Source organism: Bradyrhizobium sp. CCBAU 51753 (assembly GCF_015291565.1).
GTDB classification, from domain to species: Bacteria; Pseudomonadota; Alphaproteobacteria; order Rhizobiales; family Xanthobacteraceae; genus Bradyrhizobium; species Bradyrhizobium ivorense.
The window spans coordinates 1,512,670-1,529,131 of record NZ_CP030037.1 but is presented as its reverse complement, the minus strand read 5'-3'; the positions used below and the strand labels follow the sequence as shown (position 1 = coordinate 1,529,131).

The 16,462-nt window shown below is 65.5% G+C and carries 20 protein-coding genes; 10 read left to right on the top strand and 10 right to left on the bottom strand.

From position 1 onward, the window contains the following. Positions 1 to 90: 90 nt before the first annotated feature. Both XH93_RS07005 and XH93_RS07000 read right to left on the bottom strand, forming a co-directional pair. Entirely contained in the window at positions 91 to 1,053 is a 963-nt protein-coding gene (locus XH93_RS07005) for an alpha/beta fold hydrolase (RefSeq protein ID WP_194472944.1), read from the bottom strand. A 109-nt stretch (positions 1,054 to 1,162) separates the two neighbouring features. Continuing rightward, a complete protein-coding gene (locus tag XH93_RS07000; RefSeq protein ID WP_194472943.1) occupies positions 1,163 to 1,603 on the bottom strand; it encodes a PEGA domain-containing protein in 441 nt (146 codons plus the stop codon). Positions 1,604 to 1,944: 341 nt separating this feature from the next. Here XH93_RS07000 and XH93_RS06995 point away from each other — a divergent pair, with 341 nt between their 5' ends. Beyond that, complete coding sequence (locus tag XH93_RS06995; protein ID WP_172626676.1) at positions 1,945 to 2,121, top strand: hypothetical protein; 177 nt, start codon at positions 1,945 to 1,947, stop codon at positions 2,119 to 2,121. Here XH93_RS06995 and XH93_RS06990 read toward each other — a convergent pair. The 3 genes from XH93_RS06990 to ykgO form a co-directional block, all read right to left on the bottom strand. Beyond that, positions 2,118 to 2,399, bottom strand: coding sequence for a hypothetical protein (locus tag XH93_RS06990; protein WP_246799502.1), 282 nt, complete (start codon positions 2,397 to 2,399; stop codon positions 2,118 to 2,120). The genes XH93_RS06995 and XH93_RS06990 overlap by 4 nt on opposite strands. A gap of 14 nt (positions 2,400 to 2,413) precedes the next feature. Further along, complete coding sequence (locus tag XH93_RS06985) at positions 2,414 to 3,070, bottom strand: tetratricopeptide repeat protein (protein WP_194472942.1); 657 nt, start codon at positions 3,068 to 3,070, stop codon at positions 2,414 to 2,416. Positions 3,071 to 3,165: 95 nt separating this feature from the next. Beyond that, the gene (gene ykgO / locus XH93_RS06980) at positions 3,166 to 3,291 is read right to left on the bottom strand and encodes a type B 50S ribosomal protein L36 (RefSeq protein ID WP_002718645.1); all 126 of its coding nucleotides are present in this window, start codon (positions 3,289 to 3,291) and stop codon (positions 3,166 to 3,168) included. Positions 3,292 to 3,589: 298 nt separating this feature from the next. On the opposite strand from ykgO, the gene XH93_RS06975 reads away from it, so the two are divergent. The 4 genes from XH93_RS06975 to XH93_RS06960 all read left to right on the top strand — a co-directional run bounded on the left by XH93_RS06975 (position 3,590) and on the right by XH93_RS06960 (position 6,667). After that, entirely contained in the window at positions 3,590 to 4,474 is an 885-nt protein-coding gene (locus XH93_RS06975) for an amidohydrolase family protein (protein WP_139863481.1), read from the top strand. Between the two features lie 120 nt (positions 4,475 to 4,594). Then, positions 4,595 to 5,437 carry a dienelactone hydrolase family protein gene (locus tag XH93_RS06970; protein ID WP_194472941.1) on the top strand — a complete coding sequence of 281 codons (843 nt, stop codon included), beginning with the start codon at positions 4,595 to 4,597 and terminating at the stop codon, positions 5,435 to 5,437. Further along, positions 5,434 to 6,177, top strand: a complete 744-nt coding sequence (locus tag XH93_RS06965; protein WP_139863483.1) for a haloacid dehalogenase type II — start codon at positions 5,434 to 5,436, stop codon at positions 6,175 to 6,177. The genes XH93_RS06970 and XH93_RS06965 overlap by 4 nt, the downstream gene beginning before the upstream one ends. 22 nt (positions 6,178 to 6,199) lie before the next feature. Further along, positions 6,200 to 6,667, top strand: a complete 468-nt coding sequence (locus XH93_RS06960) for a YbaK/EbsC family protein (protein WP_194472940.1) — start codon at positions 6,200 to 6,202, stop codon at positions 6,665 to 6,667. A gap of 200 nt (positions 6,668 to 6,867) precedes the next feature. Here the strand turns inward: XH93_RS06960 and XH93_RS06955 are convergent, their stop codons facing one another. The 3 genes from XH93_RS06955 to XH93_RS06945 all read right to left on the bottom strand — a co-directional run bounded on the left by XH93_RS06955 (position 6,868) and on the right by XH93_RS06945 (position 9,382). Beyond that, positions 6,868 to 7,236, bottom strand: a complete 369-nt coding sequence (locus XH93_RS06955; protein WP_246799501.1) for a hypothetical protein — start codon at positions 7,234 to 7,236, stop codon at positions 6,868 to 6,870. Positions 7,237 to 7,381: 145 nt separating this feature from the next. Next, positions 7,382 to 8,371: a tripartite tricarboxylate transporter substrate binding protein gene (locus XH93_RS06950; protein ID WP_194472938.1), complete on the bottom strand. Its 990-nt coding sequence runs from the start codon at positions 8,369 to 8,371 to the stop codon at positions 7,382 to 7,384. A 96-nt stretch (positions 8,372 to 8,467) separates the two neighbouring features. Beyond that, complete coding sequence (locus tag XH93_RS06945) at positions 8,468 to 9,382, bottom strand: LysR family transcriptional regulator (RefSeq protein WP_139480703.1); 915 nt, start codon at positions 9,380 to 9,382, stop codon at positions 8,468 to 8,470. Between the two features lie 117 nt (positions 9,383 to 9,499). Between XH93_RS06945 and XH93_RS06940 the strand changes: the two genes are divergently transcribed. The 4 genes from XH93_RS06940 to XH93_RS06925 all read left to right on the top strand — a co-directional run bounded on the left by XH93_RS06940 (position 9,500) and on the right by XH93_RS06925 (position 12,790). Continuing rightward, positions 9,500 to 10,252, top strand: coding sequence for an SDR family NAD(P)-dependent oxidoreductase (locus tag XH93_RS06940; protein WP_194472937.1), 753 nt, complete (start codon positions 9,500 to 9,502; stop codon positions 10,250 to 10,252). Between the two features lie 76 nt (positions 10,253 to 10,328). Beyond that, positions 10,329 to 11,027 carry a pirin family protein gene (locus tag XH93_RS06935; RefSeq protein WP_194472936.1) on the top strand — a complete coding sequence of 233 codons (699 nt, stop codon included), beginning with the start codon at positions 10,329 to 10,331 and terminating at the stop codon, positions 11,025 to 11,027. Between the two features lie 90 nt (positions 11,028 to 11,117). Next, positions 11,118 to 11,717 carry an NAD(P)H:quinone oxidoreductase gene (gene wrbA / locus XH93_RS06930; protein ID WP_194472935.1) on the top strand — a complete coding sequence of 200 codons (600 nt, stop codon included), beginning with the start codon at positions 11,118 to 11,120 and terminating at the stop codon, positions 11,715 to 11,717. A gap of 125 nt (positions 11,718 to 11,842) precedes the next feature. Beyond that, on the top strand, positions 11,843 to 12,790 hold the full coding sequence (locus XH93_RS06925) for a DUF5996 family protein (RefSeq protein WP_194472934.1): 948 nt from the start codon (positions 11,843 to 11,845) through the stop codon (positions 12,788 to 12,790). A 32-nt stretch (positions 12,791 to 12,822) separates the two neighbouring features. Here XH93_RS06925 and XH93_RS06920 read toward each other — a convergent pair whose 3' ends face one another. Both XH93_RS06920 and XH93_RS06915 read right to left on the bottom strand, forming a co-directional pair. Then, positions 12,823 to 14,013: a GNAT family N-acetyltransferase gene (locus XH93_RS06920; RefSeq protein WP_194472933.1), complete on the bottom strand. Its 1,191-nt coding sequence runs from the start codon at positions 14,011 to 14,013 to the stop codon at positions 12,823 to 12,825. 27 nt (positions 14,014 to 14,040) lie between these two features. Then, the gene (locus tag XH93_RS06915; RefSeq protein WP_194472932.1) at positions 14,041 to 14,988 is read right to left on the bottom strand and encodes a cupin-like domain-containing protein; all 948 of its coding nucleotides are present in this window, start codon (positions 14,986 to 14,988) and stop codon (positions 14,041 to 14,043) included. Between the two features lie 192 nt (positions 14,989 to 15,180). Here XH93_RS06915 and XH93_RS06910 point away from each other — a divergent pair, with 192 nt between their 5' ends. Then, on the top strand, positions 15,181 to 16,272 hold the full coding sequence (locus XH93_RS06910; protein WP_194472931.1) for a glycosyltransferase family 4 protein: 1,092 nt from the start codon (positions 15,181 to 15,183) through the stop codon (positions 16,270 to 16,272). Positions 16,273 to 16,462: the final 190 nt, after the last annotated feature.

Below are 16,462 nucleotides of genomic sequence, written 5' to 3'. Positions count from 1 at the left end.
GAGAACCGCGCGGGGGCATGATGTTCGGCGGCCTCGCACCGCGCAAGCCTCGCCGGATCACATTCGTGCGGATCGGCCGGTGCGCGGCAGCTATTGCACCGTCACCATTTGCGGCGCCACCCGGCCGGCCATCGTCTCGATCTCGGACAGTACAAGATCGGCGGCCACCTGCTGCACCATGTGGCCCACGCCCGGCAGTACGGTTAGCTTCGTGTTGGGCGCGGTGGCGGCGAGCGGGCGCGAATGGATGGCAGTCGAGACCGTCTTGTCGATGGCATCGCCCGCAATGATCGAGATCGGCGCCTTGATCTCGGCGTAGCACGGCGCCTGCGCGATCACCGCGGCTTTCAGCGTCACCAGATCGCGCGCATTGGCGATGAACTCGCGCGGCCGCAACAGCAGCAGCGTGGCGCTGTCGCGGATAAAATCGGCGGGCACCGGCTGCGGCGCGAACACGCCGCGCACGCCTGCCTCCGCGACCAGCCGGCCGAGCGGCAGCGTGATGGTGTGCGCGAGCAGCGGCCCGATCAGCGGCGTCGAGATCACATTGTTGTAGCGGCCGGCGCCGCCGCGCCACGGATAGGCGACCGGCGCGAGCAGCACCAGGCCGGCGACCCGGTCCGGCTGATCCAGCGCCATGCGGAGCGCGAGCGCACCGGCCCAGGAATGCGCCACCACGAGCGCGCGGCCGACGCCGAGCTTGCCGAGCGCCTCGATGATCATGCGGCCCTGGATTTCGGGCGCGGCATCCTCGACGCGGTCGCGCGTGCTCCAGCCATGGCCGGGACGATCGATCAGGATTACGCGATGGTTTCGCGCCAGCCGCTCGCCCAGCGGATGCTGCATGACGCGGAGGTTGGAGCTTGCACCATGCAGCAGCACGATCGGCGGGCCGGCGGCGTCCCGCGGGCCGAGCTCGACGACATGCAGCCTGCCGCCGGCCACATCGACCAGGCGGCCATGGGCCGGAAACGCGCGCTCAATCATCGCCGAGCCGACTTGCGTCGCCAGCACGAGCCCGGCGACCGTAAGCACAACGATCAAGACAAGCATCACGACGATCGGGGAAATCCTGCGCACCGAAAAGTTACGGCGGGAGCACCGGCCAGTTTCGATGCTACCCCGCTTTAACGCCCGAAGTCCAATTGGCAGGGTGATGCGGCTACGAGACGGGCCTCGAGTCGCGCCGCCTGGGCGGCCGCGGTGGTGGCGGCGGAGGCGCGGCCGGCTGCAATGTCACAATGACCGGATTGGGCTTGTGATCGAGTGCGGCGCCGGTCGCCGCGTCGACACCCATGCCGACCACGCCGCCGAGCAACAGATTGCCGGCGAAACCGGCACCGCCGGATCCGCTGATATCCTTGGTCAGCGGGATGATCTGCTGTTGATAGCCTTCCTTGCTGACCGTCACGACGATGTCGGCGTTGCGCTTCGCCTGAATCGCGCACGGCGTCACGCAGGCCGTCGGCACTTCCAGTCCCGCAATGTCGGCCGTCGCACCTGATGGCGTCGAGGCGATCGAAATGGTTTCAGTGGTGCCGCGCGTCACAGAGGCACAGGCGCCCAGCGCGACGCAAAGCGCCGCGGCAATCATCTGCTTCATAAAATATGCATTCCCCCAGCCCGCCACAGCTGTGGCGCAACCTGTGGGAGAAGGCAATCAACCTTTAGCCTAAGTGGGTGTGGGACAGGAGGTCTGTTGCCACCCAGCATCAAGGGCCCAGCGCGAGGCGCGCAGCGGTTTCCGCGGTTGTCCACAGTACCCCCAGCCTGTGGATAGCGGGTTCATACCAGCGTCATTAACGATTCCATAGATTGCCCGCGGCAATTTTGCCATCAGCGGCGAGGCTTCATCCAAACCGGGACGCTTCCTATCTTGTGCACTGTATCCACAGGAACCGGCGTCCTCACGACGAGTTCAACGGGAATAATCGGAGGAGTACCATGATTTCCGACCCTAGCGATGCGGCAATCGACCAGATCGTGGCAAGCTGCAATGGCGACCTGCGCGGGGCCCTGAAGGCGCTGCTGCTCGTCAATGAGCATCTGGAGGCGGAGCTACAGCAGTTCTACGCTGCCGCCGCCCAGGATAGCGCACCCCGCGGCAAGTTCCTGCACTAGCGCGTCTCGCCATCGTCGTCTTCGCGGGACAGTTCGTCCTTCGGACAGGCGCCGACCGTCGAGCGAGCAAGCTTCGCATCCGCCACTAAGGGTTCGTCCCCGAACCAGTTGTCGCCGTCGATCACCGGATTGGTCCTGACGATCGGACAGCGGCCTGTGGCGTGATTTCCGACCACCGAATAAGGGCTGTCGGCGAGGCACAGGTTCCGGCTGCGAGCATCATCGCGCTGGCCAGCAGCAACAATGTCACGGCTTTGCTGCCCATGCCGGGCCGGCAAGCCGCCGCACGCAATCAGATGTCGCGGCCTTCGACCTTTTCGGAGAGCTGCTTGACCATGTCCGGCACCTTCTCGAGGAAGGGATCGACCGCCAGCGCCCTGCGGAACGCGTCCAGCGCCCGCTTCTCGTCGCCGAGATCCTGCATGATCATGCCGACGCCCGCCAGCGCGCCGAAATGGCGCGGTTCGCGCGACAGCACCTGCTGCAGGTCTTCCAGCGAACGGACATAGTCGTTCTTTAGGTAATACAGCGTCGCGCGCCGGTTCCAGGCCTCGACATAGTCCGGCCTGAGCTTGATCACGGCGTCCAGCAGCTTGAGCGCGACATCGATGTTCTGGGCGTCGATCGCCGCCTTGGCGCGGGTCATCAGCAGCGCGGCGGTGTCGCTCGGGGTCTGCAGCCACAGCGCCCAGATCCGCGCCTCGACATGACGGGCGCTGTCTTCATCGGGCGCGGCCTTCAGCGCGCCGAACAGGAAATCCAGCCCGCGCGAGCGGTCGGCCGGAACCTTGGGCAGCTTGGTCGGGGCTTCCGGCAGCTTCTTCTGGGTGCGCGGCGGCGGGATCACGCGGGGATCGCCCTGCGCAGCCGCGGCGACAGGCATCACCAACAGCGCGGCGAGGACGATCGCCAGCCGGCGGTGGTTGGTCCCAGGAAGTCTCAAACGCATGGGGCAAGTCTAGACGCGCAAACGCGCGCTGCAAAGCAGCGCGGCGTCAAAGACCTGTGAGGAGCGCAGTTCGGGGCCCGAAACGGGCCCGCCGATCAACCCTGGCGCGCCTTGAAGCGGCGCTGAACCTTGTTGATCACGTAGACGCGGCCCTTGCGACGGACCAGGCGGTTGTTGCGATGACGACCGCGCAGCGACTTCAACGAGTTACGGACCTTCATGGGACCAATCCTGTTGCTTCGAAAGGCCCGTGTTGGAGGCCGTACCGATCCATGCCACGACCAATCGATGGCAAAGAACGGCGAAAATGGATTTATCCCGACAAGCGACCCTGCCGCCCGGGACGGGGCGGTTTCTAAGCCATCGGACCGGCAAATGTCAACCGAAACGGGCCGATCTTCACCGCCCGGCTGGAACCCGGTCAGATGGCTGCCCGCAGTTAGAAACGGCCCTTGCGAAATTCGTTATATATTATAATCATTATCCAACGCCACCAATCAGGCCGCCGGGGAAACCGCCATGCCCAAGCTCAAACTGCCCGACATCGAAAAAGTCGTCGCGATCGACATCCACACCCATGCCGAGGAGCCCTGCGGCATGCATGGCGACGACGGCTATGACGACTTCCAGGCCCAGATGGCGGAGTATTTCAAATCGCCGCACAAGCATCCGCCAACCGTGCCGGAGACCGCGGCCTACTACCGCGCCAAGAACATCGCGGCGGTGATCTTCCCGGTCGATGCCGAGCGCGAGACCGGCTTTCGCCGCTACAAGAATGAGGAGATGCTGGAGATCGCCTCCGACCATCTCGACGTCCTGATCCCGTTCGTCTCGATCGACCCGCACAAGGGCAAGCTCGGGGTGCGCGAGGCGAAGCGGCTAATCGAGGACTACGGCGTCCGCGGCTTCAAATTCCATCCGACCATGCAGGGCTTCTACGCCAACGACCGCATGGCCTATCCGCTCTATGAAGCGATCAATGACGGCGGCGCGATCGCGCTGTTTCACACCGGCCAGACCGGCGTCGGCTCGGGCATGCCCGGCGGCATGGGGATGCGGCTGAAATACTCCAACCCGATGTACATGGACGACGTCGCGGCCGACTTTCCCGACCTCAAGATCATCCTCGCGCACCCCTCCTTCCCCTGGCAGGAAGAGGCGCTGTCGGTCGCGACCCACAAGCCGAACGTCTATATCGACCTCTCCGGCTGGTCGCCGAAATACTTTCCGCCGATTTTGGTGCGCTACATCAACTCGATCCTGCAGGACAAGATGCTGTTCGGCTCCGACTGGCCGGTGATCACGCCGGACCGCTGGCTCGCCGATTTTGCAAAGCTCGACATCCGCGAGGAGATCCGGCCAAAGGTCCTGAAGGCCAACGCGCGCAAGATTTTGGGGATTTAAGGGAGTATCATCGGCGGCACGCTAAAGCATGATCCGGAAGCGAGGCGGTTTTTCCGAAAAGATCATGCTTCAAGCAAAGAGCTAAAGCGCGATCACGATCGCGCGTTAGCGGGGCAGCCGATGACGAACTGCGCCGGACTTGCCACCCTCCTCACCGTGCTCCTGGTCGGGAGCGCGGGCGGCAAGCCTGCGGCGGCGGCCGAAATTCCTGCCGCGCTGGTCGAGCTCGAAAGCCCGCTGACCAACACGCAGCCGTTGCAGGGCCTGTTGCGGCGGCCGGAGCGACCGGGTCTTTTGCCCGCCGTGGTGTTGCTGCATGGCTGCAGCGGCCTGTGGCGCGAGCTCGACGAGCGCTGGGGCAAGCGGCTCGCGGCCTGGGGCTATGTGACGCTCACGGTGGACCGGTTCGGCCCGCGCGGCATCAGCAACACCTGCATCGGCGGCGTTCCGGCGGCAACGATTCACGACGCCTATCGCGCGCTGAGCTTCCTGACCCGGCAATCCCAGGTCGATCCGGAACGCATTGCCGTGGTCGGCTTTTCGCAGGGCGGATGGCTCGCGCTGCTCTCGGTCGAGCGCGGTGCGATCGAGCGCTACGCGACCGAAAAATTCCGCGCCGCCGTCGCCTTCTATCCGCGCTGCCTCGGCATCAAGGGCAACATGACGGTGCCGACCCTGATCATGGTCGGCGAGCTCGACGACTGGACGCCGGCGCAGGAGTGCCGGAACCTGGCCGAAGGCCGCGACGATGACGGCATCTCGCGCCAGCAGGGCCTCGGCTATCCGATCCAGCTCATCGTCTATCCCGGCGCCTACCATGGTTTCGACGTGCCGCAATACCGCACGCCGGGGCGGTTACTCGGTCATCTCCTGGAATTCAACGAGCCGGTCCGCGATCAATCCATCGACGCTCTCAGGAAATTCCTGTATGCGACGATCGGCGGACAAGAGAAAACACAATGACCATCAAAGCTGTTGTCTTCGATGCCTATGGCACGCTCTACGATGTCCAGTCGGTGGCCGATGTCACCGAGGACGCCTTTCCGGGCTATGGCGACATCATCACCCAGATCTGGCGCATCAAGCAGCTCGAATACAGCTGGTTGCGAACGCTGATGCGGCGCTACCAGGACTTTTCCGTCGCCACCCGCGACTCGCTGGCCTACACGCTGCGCAGCCTCGGCCTGCAATACGACGATGCGACGTTCGCGCGCATCATCGACAAGTATCAGCATCTCGCGCTGTATCCGGATGCGGTGGCGGCGCTCGAGGCGATGAAGGACCGGAAGCTTGCGATCCTCTCCAACGGCAGCCCCGACATGCTCAATGCGCTGGTGCGCAACTCAGGGCTCGACCGGCTGCTCGATGCCACGATCAGCGTCGATGCGCACAAGGTGTTCAAGCCGGCGCCCGAGGCCTACACGCTGATCGAAGAGGTGCTGAAGGTCGCACCCGCGGAGGTGCTGTTCATCTCCTCCAATCCATGGGACGCCTGCGGCGCCAAGGCGTTCGGCCTCAACGTCGCCTGGATCGAGCGGGTGACGCCGGAAGCGATGGCGCTCGCCTGCGTCGAGAGCGAAACCGTCGCCCCGTTGACGATGTTCAAGGCGTTGCGTACCCAGATGGACGAGCTCGGCGTCGCGCCCGATCACCGCATCCACGGCCTCTCCGAGCTTCCCGCTTTGGTGTCTGCCAAATCCTGAATCTTCAAGGTCCTGAAATCATATGAGTCTCGAGTCCGTTCGTGCCTTCTTCGCCGAGAAGGCGCCCGACATTGCCGTGATCGAATCCAGCGTGAGCTCTGCGACCGTCGTGCTGGCAGCGGAGGCCTATGGCGTCGAGCCGGCGCGGATCGCCAAGACGCTGAGCCTGCGCGTCGGCGACCGCGTCGTGCTGATCGTCGCCAGCGGCACCGCGCGAATGGACAACAATAAGGTGAAAGCGATGTTCGGCGGCAAGCCGAAGATGCTCGGCCTCGACGAGGTCGCCGAGATCACCGGCCACGAGGTCGGCGGCGTCTGCCCGTTCGGGCTGAAGACGCCGCTGCCGGTCTATTGCGATGTGTCGCTGAAGGCGTTCGACATCGTCGTGCCCGCCGCCGGCTCGACCCACAGCGCGGTACGCATCACACCCGACCGGCTGGCGGAACTGACCACGGCCGAGTGGGTCGACGTCTGCGAGGTCAGGGCCTAGCGCGACAACAGTTTGGTTCGGTTAGTCCGACGGGATTCTCAGTGCACCTCTCCCGCTTGCGGTCGGATCGCATCGACCGATGCGATCCGGGTGGGGGCTCTCTCCGCTAGTCATGTTGCGAAGAGAGCCCCCACCCTAACCCTCCCCCGCAAGCGGGAGAGGGGACGCAATTCCGATGCAGGTACTACTCGGCCTCGAGGTTAATCGTCGTCGTCATCGTATGATGGCCGCGGCGGCGCAGGCTGTACCTGCTGCGGCGCGCGCGGGCGCTGCTGATACTGCGGCTGCGGCGCGCGCCCCTGCGTCCGCGGTTGCTGCTCGGCCTGCTGTTGCGCTTGCGACTCGAACACCGCGCGGCAGGAACTGCCAAGCCGTGCCGTGTTCTGCCGCAGACAGGCGACGATGCGGTTGGTGTCGGGAATCTGGTCACCGCACAGGCGCATCACGTCGGGCGTGCACGCCATCTGCTGTTCCCAGGTTCCACGATATTCTTGCGCGAGCGCAGGCGTCGCGGCGGCCGCGCCGCCGATAACGATCGCCAGGCTCAGGACCATCCGATGCATTTGCATGCCGCGTCCCCTCATCCGATTCATGAAGCGCGCGGAAGTTCCGCGTCGCATTCGCGCTAATGCTGGCAAATGAATGCGGCCAAGGATCGTTTCAAGGATCGATCTCAAGCACAACTAAATGTGAAGAAAATCGTGAGCAGGTTCCCTACTCGACCTTGCCAATCTTCTTCACCGCCGCGATCAAGCGCGCGCTGTCGGCTGCAACAAATTTTGAAAACTCGGGCGCGTCGAGATAGGCGACCGGGCTGCCGGCGGTCTCAAACGTCTTGATCACCTCCGGCGCCTTCACGGCCTCGGCCATCGCCTCGCGCAGCCGGGTCATGATCGGCGCCGGCAGCGCGGCCTGCGCGAACAATCCCGCCCAGATGTAGAACTCGACGTCCTTGTAGCCGAGTTCCTTGAAGGTCGGCAGGTCGGGGAAGCTCGCGATCCGCTCATTGCCCCAATTGGCGAGCACGCGCATCTTGCCGTCCTCGACCTGCTGCTTCAGCGTGCCCGGCGCCGACGCCAGCGCCTGCACCGTGCCCGAGAGCAGCGCGGTGAGCGCGGGCCCGGCGCCGCGGAACGGCACGTGCAGCAGTTTTATTCCTGCGCTGGCGGCGAACATCTCCATCGCGACATGCAGCGTGCCATAGGGGCCGGACGAGCCGTAGGGAATCTGGCCCGGGCGCTTCTTCGCATCGTCGACGAATTCCTGCAGCGTTTTCCACGGCGCCGAGGCCGGCACCGCCAGCAGCGTCGGATCGGCGAGGACGCGCGCGACCGGCGCGAACTGCGAGACCTCATAGGCGACCGGGCGATCGAACAGGCGGTCGGCCTCCGGCAGCACCGCGAGCGAGGACAGCGTCATCAACAGCGTGTAGCCGTCGGGCTCGGCGCGCGCGGCCTGCGCATTGCCGATCGATCCGCCTGCCCCGCCGGCGCGGTTGTCGACGATGCAGGGTTTGCCGAGGATCCGCTCCAGTGCCGCCGCCACCGGCCGCGCCGCGAGATCGGCCTGGCCCCCGGCCGGAAACGGCACGATCATCGTGATGTTGCGGGTGGGATAGGGACTTTGCGCGAAGGCGGAGTTTGCGAGCGCGGCGTGCGCAAGCGGCAATGCGGCAGCAGCGCGCAGAAGTTCGCGGCGGTTCATCGAAGTTTCTCCCCGGCGGTTTTTGTCGTTGTGGGGAGAGACTAGCCGCAACTCACAGGGTGGGCAAAAGCGAAGCGTGCCTACCCTACGAAAATGCTACGAAGGGCGTTTCTTGCCCTTGGCAAAATGCTTCGCCAAAAAATCCGCGAGCACTTCCACCCGCGCGGGGCGCGGGCCGCCGGGCGGGGTGACGAGATGAACGGCGCCCTCGGGCTGCTTCCAGCCCTTGAGGATCACCTCGACCTCGCCGCGCGCGATCGCGTCGCCGACGATGAAGTCGGGCAGATCGGCGATGCCGAGGCCGGCGACCAGCGCCGGCATCACGGCCTCGCCATTGTTGACCCGCAGCTGCCCCGCGGGACGCACATTGGCCTGCTCGCCTGAGGCGTTGGTGTATTGCCAGACGCCCTGGGTCGAGAGGTAGGCGTAGCCGAAGCATTTGTGATCGGCGAGATGCATCGGATGCGTCGGCCGCCCGTGGCGCTTCAGATAGGACGGCGCGGCCACCGTGTAGCGCGGCATCGCGCACAGCCTTCGCGCGATCAGCGAAGAGTCCGGCAGCCGCGCGATGCGCAGGCCGGCATCAAAACCCTCGCCGATCAGGTCCACCGTCGCATCGCTGAGGTGGAGATCGATCGAAACCTCCGGATAGGCTTCCATGAACTCCGGCAGCAGCGGCGCCACCGTCTTGATGCCAAAACTCATCGGCACCGCGAGCCGCACCAGCCCTCGCGGCGTGGTCGATTGCGCCAGCGCCTCGTTTTCGGCGGCCTCGCCGTCGGCAAGCAGCCGGGCCGCGCGCTCCGACAATTTCTGGCCGGCATCGGTCAGCGCCAGCCGCCGCGAGGTCCGGTTGAACAGCCGCGCGCCGAGCCGCTCCTCCAGTCGGCTGACCGCCTTGGAGACCGTGGCCTTGGACAGCGACAGCTCGGTCGCGGCCGCTGCAAACGACCGTAATTCCACGACTTTTGCGAAAATCGCGAGCGCCTCGAAGTCCGGCAGTTTCGGCATGGGCAGTGGTCCCGCTTGCTCAATATGGGAAACAATGAGTTTCGATAGTTTCTATTTCTATATCACAGCGGGAGGCATATCCAAGGGTCAACAGAACTTAACCCATGGAGAAATCCAATGACCAAGAAGCTCTCAGGCAAGGTTGCCCTGGTCACCGGCGGCTCCCGCGGCATCGGCGCTGCCAGCGCCCGGGCGCTCGCCGCCGAAGGCGCCAGTGTCGCGATCAGCTACGTCGCCTCGCCGGAAAAGGCCGAGGCCGTCGTTACCGAGTTGAAGGCGAGCGGCATCGATGCCCGCGCTTACAAGGCCGATCAGGCGTCATCATCCGACGTCGATCAGCTGGTGAAGACCGTCGCCAGGGATTTTGGCCGGCTCGACATCCTCGTCAACAATGCGGGCGTTGCCAATGGCGGCGCGGTCGATGACCCGAAGGTCGACACCGCCAACCTCGCCCGCCAGGAAGCGATCAACATCGACGGCGTGATCACTGCGATCCGCGCAGCCTCCAAGCTGATGGGCGAAGGCGGCCGCATCGTCACCGTCGGCTCGATGCTGGCCGATCGCGCCTCGTTCCCGGGCCTTGCCGACTACGTCGCCACCAAGGCGGCGGTCGTCGGCTACACCAAGGGTGCAGCGCGCGACCTCGGACCGCGCGGCATCACCGTCAACGTCGTGCAGCCGGGTTCGATCGACACCGACATGAACCCGAAGGACGGCGGCGAGTTTGCCGAGACGCAGCGCTTGCAGCACGCGCTGCAGCGCTTCGGCCGCCCGGAGGAAGTTGCCGCCGGCGTGCTGTTCCTGGCGAGCCCGGAAGCCTCCTTCGTGACCGGCACTGTGCTCAACGTCGACGGCGGCTTCGGCGCCTGATCGAAGAATTCCGAAAGATGCCGGGCGCAATTCGCCCGGCCCCTCCGCAAACATTCCAATCAAGGAGACATCACAAATGATCGAACTGAGACCATTCGCAAAGCTCGGCGGTGCCGATCACGGCTGGCTGAAGGCGAAGCATCACTTTTCGTTTGCGAGCTACTACGATCCCGACAATGTGAGCCACGGCGCGCTGCGCGTGTGGAATGATGACGAGATCGCACCCAACAGCGGCTTCCCCGCGCATCCGCACGCCAACATGGAGATCATCACCTATGTCCGCGAAGGCGCGATCACGCACCAGGATTCGCTTGGCAACAAGGGACGCACCGAAGCGGGCGACGTTCAGGTGATGAGCGCCGGCAGCGGCATCCGTCACTCCGAATACAATCTGGAACCGTCGAAGACCAAGATCTTCCAGATCTGGATCGAGCCGACCACGAGGGGCGGCCAGCCGACCTGGGGCTCGAAGCCGTTCCCCAAGGCCGACCGTTCGGGCAAGCTCGTCACCATCGCCTCGGGCTTTGACGGCGACGCCGATGCGCTGCCGATCCGCGCCAAGGCGCGGGTGCTCGCCACCACGCTGAAGGCCGGCGAGAGCGCGGAGTATGCGCCCGACAGGGCCCGCCACCTCTATCTGGTGCCGGCAGCCGGCAGCATCGAGGTCAACGGCGTGCGCGTCAACGCGCGCGACGGCGCCGCGATCCGCGACGAAGCCACACTGAAGATCACCGCGCTCGAGGACGCCGAGCTCGTGCTGGTCGACGCGGCGTAACCTCCTTCCACCGCTCCATGCGCGGACAAAGCTCCGCGCATGTGTTTCCCCAAAACCTCCTCCCCCCTGAAAACCTGAAAGGAAGCCATCATGGCCAAGGTTCTCGTCCTCTACTACTCCGCCTACGGTCACATCGAGGCGATGGCGAATGCCGTCGCGCAAGGCGCCCGCGAAGCCGGCGCCACCGTCGATATCAAGCGCGTGCCCGAGCTGGTGCCGGCCGAGGTCGCGAAAGCGTCGTACTACAAGCTCGACCAGGCCGCGCCGATCGCCAAGATCGATGACCTCGCCAACTACGATGCAATCGTCGTCGGCACCGGCACCCGGTTCGGCCGCATGTCCTCGCAGATGGCCAATTTCCTCGACCAGGCCGGCGGCCTGTGGGCCAAGGGCGCGCTGCACGGCAAGGTCGGCGGCGCCTTCACCTCGACCGCGACCCAGCATGGCGGCCAGGAGACCACGCTGTTCTCGATCATCACCAACCTCTTGCATTTCGGCATGACGGTGGTCGGCCTCAACTATGGCTTTGCCGGCCAGATGAAGCTCGACGAAGTCACCGGCGGCGCGCCCTACGGCGCCACCACGATCACCGGCGGCGACGGCAGCCGCCAGCCGAGCGAGAACGAGCTCGCCGGCGCACGCTACCAGGGCCGCGTCATCGCCGAGACGGCCAAGAAACTTCACGGCTAAGCTGCACCGCCGATGCGTCGGGGCGGCATGCTCGTTCGGGACTGCCGCCCTGCCCCCGCGCCATCCGCATGTTCACCCTTCAATGATAGAATACAGGTCGCATAGCAGCGCCCGGGAGTTTTGCCATGACCAACACTGCGAAGAACCGCTGGCCGGAACTGCCGACCGCGGCGTGGCGTGACACCAGCCTGACGCTCCAGCTCTGGACCCAGATCGCCGGCAAGATCCGGCTGACGAAATCGCCCTGGCTCAACCATTCCTGGCACGTCACGCTTTATGTCACGGCGCGCGGATTGACGACCTCGCCGATCCCGGACGGCGATCGCACCTTCCAGATCGACTTCGATTTCATCGATCACGTGCTGCGTATCTCGACCAGCGACGGCGCCGAGCGCCGGTTCGCACTGGCCGGACAATCGGTCGCGAGCTTCTACGCAGCAATTATGGCCAGCCTGAAGGACCTCGGCATCGAGGTTGCGATCGACGAGATGCCGAACGAGCTGCCCGATCCCGTCAGGTTTTCGCAGGACACCCAGCACGCATCCTACGATGCCGATGCGGTGCGCCGCTTTCACCAGATTCTGGTGAACTGCGACCGCGTCTTCAAGCGCTTCCGCACCGGCTTTCTCGGCAAGGCCAGCCCGGTGCATTTCTTCTGGGGCAGTTTTGATCTCGCGGTCACGCGCTTCTCGGGCCGCCTCGCGCCGCGGCATCCCGGAGGCGTGCCGCATTTGCCTGACAGCGTGGCGCACGAGGCCTATTCGCACGAAGTCAGCAGCGCCGGCTTCTGGCCGGGCGGCGGCGCGATCGATTATCCCGCGTTCTATTCCTACGCCTACCCGGAGCCGCCGGGTTATCGCAGCAAGCAGGTCGGGCCCGCTGCGGCGTTCTTCAGCGAGGCGCTCGGCGAATTCATCCTGCCCTACGACGCCGTGCGCACCGCTGCCGATCCCGACCGGGCGCTGCTCGAATTCCTGCAGTCGAGCTATGAGGCTGCCGCGATCAGCGCGAACTGGGACCGCGGCGCGCTCGAATGCGCGCCGGGGCAGCCCGGTGTGGTCAGAAAGATCTAGCCGGGATCGAGCGCGGACGCCTTGCCGTCGGCTCAGTCCTCTTCGCGCGACGGCGCCGTCTTGCCGAGCGCCTGCTTCAGCCGCGCGGTGAGCTTTGGATAGCGGCGCAGCGCCAGCACCGCGCGGTCGCGCAGGGCGTGCGGCCGGCCGCGCCAGCTCAGGAATGAGCTGACATCGACCAGCGGCGTCCGCTGCGGACCGAAGCGCCGCTTGTAGCTGTAATTGCCGATCGAGAAATCGAACTCGCGCACGCCATCCTTGTGCAGCGCTGCGATGGTGCGGTCGATGATCAGCCGGCCCGGCGAGCAGGTCGACCATTTCTCGCCCGCATTGCTGATGCGGATCATGACGTAGCGCGCGCCGGTGCGGATACCGAGCAGCGTCGCTACCACCTCGTCGCCGGCCGTGAGCGCGGTCATCAGCGCATAGCCGCGATCGGTGCCTTCGCGCACGAGGTCGCGGTAGAAGGCGGCGCAATCCGCGTTGTTGAGCGCGTAGTTGATCCCGAGACCCTCCAGCCGCGTGCCCTGCTGCACCTCCGTTACCGCGAGCAACCCCAGTGCCTCGTCGGTATCGGTCGCGACCTTGAAGGCGGCGGACGGGTCGCGCGTGAATACGCGCCAGCTCCGGCCCAGTTCCTTGCGAACCTTCCTGTCGAGCTCGTACCGCCAGGCCTCGTGATCGTCACCCATGGTGAGCAGATTGCCGTTGACGAGCGACGGGCCGGCGCCGTCGAGCAGCGCCAGCGGATTGGGGCGCGCGGCGAGCCTTGGCGGCATCTTGCGCAGACGGATGATATCCGCACCGCCGTTCGATTTGCGCAGCGCGGCCTGCAGATCGCGCCACAGCCGCCGTGCTGCGGTGACGTCGCGAGGGGCGGCCGGGCCGAGCAACGGCGCGTTGAAATCGGTGAGATTGAGGTCGGCGAATTCCACGACGCGGAGGCGGCCCTGCCGGTGGCGGATCAGCGGCAGCAACGCCGCGCGCTCGCCGCTCGATGCATCGGTCACGACGGCGATCAGCGGATCGACGCCGTCGGTCGCCGCGAAGGCCCGATACCACGACGCATACCATTGCGGATGCTGGAACGCGGTCGGCGGATCGAACGTGCCCCAGCGCGCCACCGCCTGCGCCCAATCGGAAACCAGCTCGACGCGGAAGCCGACCGCGTCGGAGGATGCCCGCGCCCCGAATTTTTCGGCCGCCGTCGTCAGCACCGTCATGTCAGCACCTGCGTCCCGCGCCACGACTCACGCTGCTTCCAGGGCCGGCTTCGGCAGATCGACGATCTTGCCGAGATCGGTCTCGTCGAGACGGAAATCGATCGCGCGCCGCACCGCGCGCTCGCGCTTCACCCATTTGCCGTCGCGCAGCAGCTTCTGCATCACCTGCTTGGCGAAGAACACCGGACCGCGGATGCTGCGGCTGCGCGGCGCGTAACCGAATCTGTGCCGCAGCATGCCGTTGGCCAAATGCAGGATCTGGGCGCGGCGGATGTCGTCGTTCACATAGGAGATCGTCATCGAGATGTTCACCGTATCGAGATTCTCGACCCGGTGCGGCGCATTGAGCGGCCAGTTCAGCATCTGGCCGGGCTCGAGATCGATCACCTTCGCGTGCCAGTCGTACCAGGGCTCGTAGGGGATATCGACCTCGACATCGAACAGCGCGATGTTTTCGAGGTGCTCGGGCCGGATGAACGGCTTGGTGTTGGGATAGATGTAGACCCGCTTGCGGCCGGAAATCTGCACCAGCCCCTGCCCCGGCAGATCGGCGTGGTAATAGACCTGCGCGTCGGGCGACGAGATCAGAATGCCGGCCTGGTGCGTCGGCGCGTCGAAGCCCGGCACCTTGGCGGCGATCTCGCCGAACATCTGCTCGATCATGTCGCGGTAGCGGCGATCGACCGCGGTGACGTTGCGCAGATTGAGCCACAGCCCGCCGCGCGAGATCGCCTCGATCACCTGGCGGCCGCGCAGCCTGCCGATCTCGCCCTCGCGCCAGACCCGGCTCGATCCCTTGGCGCCGGTCTTGACCAGGCTGTAATGCTCGCGCGGGTAATGCTCGATCAGCTTGGCGAGGTCATCCATCGAGAACGCCGGCTGCTTGTGCATGGCGTGCTCGAGCCGGATCGGCGCATGGCCCCACAGCTTGGAATGCTTGTCGTCCCAGTTGGTGAAGATCCGGCCTGTCGTCATTGTCGCGCTCCTGGTGCTGCGCCATTTCGCTTCATCCGATGTCCCGTTCCGGGACGTGCGGATGGCTTTGAGCTAGGGATTGGCAAGATCGGTGCCGCCCTGTATGCGACGCCGCTTACCGGAAGCTAATGTCTCGGCGATATGGCTAACCGCGTCGCCGGACCCGGCCAACGAGAACCGTTAACAGGCACGATGACGCAAAAATCCCGATATCGGGCGCTGTTTCTCGACGCCGGGCCGCAGATGCAATGCGGCGTCGGGCAGTTCACACGCCTCGCGCAGGCGACGCTCGAGAAGATCGAGCCCGGCGCTAGCACGGCGTTAACCCTGACCCAGAGCGACGGAACAATTGCCGAGATCTGGCGCGCGGTCGGCAGCGCCGACAGCGTGGTCTGCAATTTCCCGATCGTGGCCTGGAAGCGGGTGATCGTGCGGCCGCTGCTGGCGCTGCTGTTCGCGCGGCTGCGGCGGCGCAAGGTTGTCCTGATCCAGCACGAATGGGCCGGCCTCAACACGCTGCGCCGGCTGACCTACATCCCGGCGCTGTGGCTCGCCAGCAGCATCGTGATGTTCTCGCCGCTGGTGCGCCGGGAACTCGCCGACGATCGCCTGATGCGCGGCATGCTGCGGAAATGCGTGCTGGCGCCGCTGCCGCCGAACATCGCGGCGCCGGCCGGCATCGCCGACTCGATGCTGCTGCAGCGACTCGTTGCCGCGCGCGGCGACGGCCGGCTCATCATCGGCCATTTCGGCTCGCTCTATCCGGGCAAGCAGCCGAACGCGCTGCTGGCGATCGGCGCGATCCTGAAGCAGCGCGGGTTGCGGCCGCTGGTCATCTACATCGGCTCTTTCATCCGCGGCGTCGACAATATCGAGCAGAAATTCGACGCACGGGTTGCCGAGCTCGGGTTGAAGGGTGACGTGATCGTCTCTGGCTATATCGGCTCCGATCACGAGGTGTTCGGCCTGCTCAGCGAAGTCGATGTGTTCTGCTATCCGCTCAACGAGGGCCTGACCGCGCGGCGCTCGAGCGTGCTGGCCTGCGTGCAGTCCGGCCGGCCGCTGATCGCCACCGGCCCGGCGCTGCCGGACGAATTCGACCACCATCCGCGCTTCAAGGAGCTGATCGACCGCGGCGCCGTCCAACTGGTGCCGCGCGACGCCGACAGCGCCGCCTATGCCGACCGGATCGTCGCGGCGCTGAAGCGGCCGACGGTGGCGGTGCCGTTCGACTTCGACGGCTGGTGGGGCGACGTGGCGAAGGCGATCCGCGCTCAGCTGTGAAGGATTCGCTCGGGAACTCGCCGCCGCAGGGGCGCGCGCCATTATCGACAAAACAACCCCATGCAAAGTAGCCGGCGGCTGCCGGCGCTCGACCAGACGCCGCTTGACACGTCGGGCAAGTCAGGGGTAATCTTCCAATATTCCGAAATTTCGGAACGACCATAGCTAAGATTATTTGAACGCGTGCGGG

Coding starts and splice junctions, on each gene's coding strand:
- XH93_RS07005 (WP_194472944.1), bottom strand. CDS start 1,053: ATGCTTGTCTTGATCGTTGTGCTTACGGTCGCCGGGCTCGTGCTGGCG.
- XH93_RS07000 (WP_194472943.1), bottom strand. CDS start 1,603: ATGAAGCAGATGATTGCCGCGGCGCTTTGCGTCGCGCTGGGCGCCTGT.
- XH93_RS06995 (WP_172626676.1), top strand. CDS start 1,945: ATGATTTCCGACCCTAGCGATGCGGCAATCGACCAGATCGTGGCAAGC.
- XH93_RS06985 (WP_194472942.1), bottom strand. CDS start 3,070: ATGCGTTTGAGACTTCCTGGGACCAACCACCGCCGGCTGGCGATCGTC.
- ykgO (WP_002718645.1), bottom strand. CDS start 3,291: ATGAAGGTCCGTAACTCGTTGAAGTCGCTGCGCGGTCGTCATCGCAAC.
- XH93_RS06975 (WP_139863481.1), top strand. CDS start 3,590: ATGCCCAAGCTCAAACTGCCCGACATCGAAAAAGTCGTCGCGATCGAC.
- XH93_RS06970 (WP_194472941.1), top strand. CDS start 4,595: ATGACGAACTGCGCCGGACTTGCCACCCTCCTCACCGTGCTCCTGGTC.
- XH93_RS06965 (WP_139863483.1), top strand. CDS start 5,434: ATGACCATCAAAGCTGTTGTCTTCGATGCCTATGGCACGCTCTACGAT.
- XH93_RS06960 (WP_194472940.1), top strand. CDS start 6,200: ATGAGTCTCGAGTCCGTTCGTGCCTTCTTCGCCGAGAAGGCGCCCGAC.
- XH93_RS06955 (WP_246799501.1), bottom strand. CDS start 7,236: ATGCAAATGCATCGGATGGTCCTGAGCCTGGCGATCGTTATCGGCGGC.
- XH93_RS06950 (WP_194472938.1), bottom strand. CDS start 8,371: ATGAACCGCCGCGAACTTCTGCGCGCTGCTGCCGCATTGCCGCTTGCG.
- XH93_RS06945 (WP_139480703.1), bottom strand. CDS start 9,382: ATGCCGAAACTGCCGGACTTCGAGGCGCTCGCGATTTTCGCAAAAGTC.
- XH93_RS06940 (WP_194472937.1), top strand. CDS start 9,500: ATGACCAAGAAGCTCTCAGGCAAGGTTGCCCTGGTCACCGGCGGCTCC.
- XH93_RS06935 (WP_194472936.1), top strand. CDS start 10,329: ATGATCGAACTGAGACCATTCGCAAAGCTCGGCGGTGCCGATCACGGC.
- wrbA (WP_194472935.1), top strand. CDS start 11,118: ATGGCCAAGGTTCTCGTCCTCTACTACTCCGCCTACGGTCACATCGAG.
- XH93_RS06925 (WP_194472934.1), top strand. CDS start 11,843: ATGACCAACACTGCGAAGAACCGCTGGCCGGAACTGCCGACCGCGGCG.
- XH93_RS06920 (WP_194472933.1), bottom strand. CDS start 14,013: ATGACGGTGCTGACGACGGCGGCCGAAAAATTCGGGGCGCGGGCATCC.
- XH93_RS06915 (WP_194472932.1), bottom strand. CDS start 14,988: ATGACGACAGGCCGGATCTTCACCAACTGGGACGACAAGCATTCCAAG.
- XH93_RS06910 (WP_194472931.1), top strand. CDS start 15,181: ATGACGCAAAAATCCCGATATCGGGCGCTGTTTCTCGACGCCGGGCCG.